This is a genomic window from Acinetobacter sp. YH01019 (assembly GCF_013420285.1).
Classification (GTDB): domain Bacteria; phylum Pseudomonadota; class Gammaproteobacteria; order Pseudomonadales; family Moraxellaceae; genus Acinetobacter; species Acinetobacter gandensis.
On the sequence record NZ_VOYM01000150.1, the window covers coordinates 1 to 2,792 of the forward strand.

Consider the following 2,792-nt stretch of genomic DNA (forward strand, 5'->3'; position numbering starts at 1 on the left):
AATGTATATCGTTGGCAGAAGAAATTATTTAGACCAGTTATCAAAAACTTCATTGATGACTTTATTCTCGATAAAAATCATCTGCTACCACAGAGAATCTATAAATAATAGTGCGTAAGTCCTAATAAATTTAATTCGCTCAACATAGCCTACATCGTAAAGGCGGTAATTTCCTTCCGTTCTTTCCGGTTCCGGAATTAAACCTTCCTTTTCATAAAACCTAATTGTTAATACTGAACATGAGGTTTTTTTAGAGAGTTCACCAATTTTTAAATGCATTGAGTTAGTATTTCCAAAGATTCTTGACTCTATAGTAACTATAGGGATTCTAATATTCAAAGTTTATAATTTTTTTAATGGGTATAATTATGAGTGGTTGTGGATGTAGTAAAGAAACACCATGCGAAGATAAGAAATCTCAACAAGAAAATCATCCATCAATTGCAGAAGCAAGCAATTCAAAGAATTGTGATAATACGCTTAGCTGTTGTGGTGAAGAGGAAGAAAAAAAATCTTCATCTCCTTGCTGTAACACTTCAAACAGTTGTGAAGATACCGCTCAATCCTGTTATGGTTCTGATCCCAAAGAAAATTTAAGCACTGAAGACGTTTTAAAAGATTCGCACTACATGAGTGAATACTTAGTTCCCAAAATGGATTGTTCTGCGGAAGAACAGATGGTTCGTATGGCGCTATCTTCAATTGATGGTGTTCAAAAACTCATCTTTGATTTACCTAACCGTTCTTTAAAGGTTCTACATAATCAAAAAGATGAAAATATAACCACCAAACTTGAAGCTTTGGGTTTTGGTGCAAAGCTTGTGAAGACTGAAACTTATATAAGCAATCAACAGGCTAAGCAAACAAGTACCTACACCATTCCTAAAATGGATTGCTCTGCTGAAGAGCAAATGGTCCGTATGGCTCTTGCAGATATTGAAGCAGTTAAAGGTCTTACTTTTGATCTTCCCAATCGAAAACTGAAAGTCTTCCATAATGAAGGGAGTCAGCAAATTACGGCCAAACTTGAAGGACTGGGTTTTGGGGCGAAACTTGATGAAACACAGCTTTCTTCAGGTGACCTACCCAATGAACCTGATCCTGTAAGACAAGCTAAAGTACTTAAACTGTTATTAGGCATTAATGCTCTACTGTTCTTTATAGAATTCATCAGCGGTATTATTGCTGCTTCTACAGGATTGATTGCTGATTCTCTAGATATGTTTGCCGATGCAGCCGTTTATGGTATTGCGCTATATGCCGTCGGGAAAGCTGCGAAATATCAAGTAAAAGCAGCTCATTTTGCAGGCTGGATTCAGTTATTACTCGCTGTCATCGTGATTGTTGACGTCATTAGACGATTCATGTTTGGAAGCGAGCCAGAATCAACGCTCATGATTGTTATTGGCCTGCTCGCACTTATAGCTAACGTGACATGCTTATATCTTATTTCTGGTCATCGAGAAGATGGCGCACATATGAAAGCCAGTTGGATTTTCTCAGCGAATGACGTTGTGGTAAATATGGGCGTCATATTTGCCGGTGTACTCGTGGCATGGACGGGATCAGCTTATCCAGACTTAATCATTGGTATACTGGTTTCTTTATTCGTACTTAATGGTGCTCGAAAGATTTTGGCTTTGAAGTAAGGTACAACAAGAGTTATACCGAGCGAACCAATACTAAAAACCCCAGCAGGATGCCGGGGTTTTTTCTTTTCTAAACATCTGGGGTGATTGATTAAATGGTCATCTAAAATCAGTATGATAGTTCAATCTCCCCCCTCGAATAGGCTTTTTCATAGATTTATCACATTCCCTCATTTTCATAAGCTAAACTAAATATAGTCGAAAATTCAATTGAGTTATTCCCCGGCTTTTAAATAGCGGTATACCGCTTGACGACTAATACCGAATGCCTGACCTAATGCCATTTTTGAAGGATATTTCCCTTCCTTCCATGCTTGTCGTAAAGCTTCAGCCTGCTCAGGTTTCAATTTATGTACCCGACCTTTGTACTTCCCTTGAGCTGATGCCAGTTTAATTCCTTCCTTTTGCCGCTCCAGAATAATCTCACGTTCGAACTGTGCAAAAGCACCCATCAGTTGCAGCATCAAATTATCCATCGGAGTGGATTGGGCCGTAAAAGTAATATTTTCTTTTACAAACTGGATGGAGATCCCTCGTTTGATATACGCTGAATTATCAGGAGACTTTCCCTTGGGAGATTCTAGGCAGCCAACTTATAAAAGTCTTCGGCCATTTGATTTGGTGTCTTAAAACCCAAACCCTTTTGAATTCTTCGATGATTATAAAATAACTCAATGTATTTTATAATATCTGCTTTGGCTTCTTCTCTGGTTTGATAGTTGTAATGATGCACTAACTCATTTTTCAGTATTCCCCAAAAGCTTTCAATCGGTGCATTATCGTAACAGTCTCCGCGCTTGCTCATTGAACCTTGAAAACCATATTGCTCAAGTATATTTCGATATTCATGGCTGCAATATTGACTTCCTCTGTCTGAATGCACAATCAGTTCTTTGGTCGGTTTTTGATTGTGAATAGACATATTTAGCGCATTACAAACAAGCCGTGCTGTCATGCGCTCATTTAAGCTATAGCCAACCACTTGCTTCGTGTAAAGGTCTTTTACCGCTGCTAAGTACAGCCATCCTTCAACAGTCCATATGTACGTAATATCACTTGACCATGCTTGATTTGGTCTAGTCATTGAGAATTGTTGCTCCAGCAGGTTTTCATAGATCGCTCGATTATGGTCACTATTCGTAG

The 2,792-nt window shown here is 38.4% G+C and carries 1 protein-coding gene and 4 pseudogenes; 2 read left to right on the forward strand and 3 right to left on the reverse strand.

Annotation, left to right across the window (positions count from 1 at the left end):
- A pseudogene (locus tag FTT84_RS17385) lies at positions 1-108 on the forward strand (IS701 family transposase); the annotation flags it as partial.
- Positions 109-123: 15 nt separating this feature from the next.
- On the opposite strand, the pseudogene FTT84_RS17390 reads toward FTT84_RS17385, so the two are convergent.
- A pseudogene (locus FTT84_RS17390) lies at positions 124-279 on the reverse strand (MerR family DNA-binding transcriptional regulator); the annotation flags it as partial.
- 89 nt (positions 280-368) lie between these two features.
- Here FTT84_RS17390 and FTT84_RS17395 point away from each other — a divergent pair.
- Positions 369-1,649 (forward strand): cation transporter, encoded by a 1,281-nt coding sequence (locus FTT84_RS17395; protein ID WP_180080830.1) that lies wholly within the window; start codon positions 369-371, stop codon positions 1,647-1,649.
- A gap of 215 nt (positions 1,650-1,864) precedes the next feature.
- Here the strand turns inward: FTT84_RS17395 and FTT84_RS17400 are convergent.
- Both FTT84_RS17400 and FTT84_RS17405 read right to left on the reverse strand, forming a co-directional pair.
- A pseudogene (locus tag FTT84_RS17400) lies at positions 1,865-2,191 on the reverse strand (recombinase family protein); the annotation flags it as partial.
- A gap of 38 nt (positions 2,192-2,229) precedes the next feature.
- A pseudogene (locus FTT84_RS17405) lies at positions 2,230-2,792 on the reverse strand (IS3-like element ISAba22 family transposase); the annotation flags it as partial.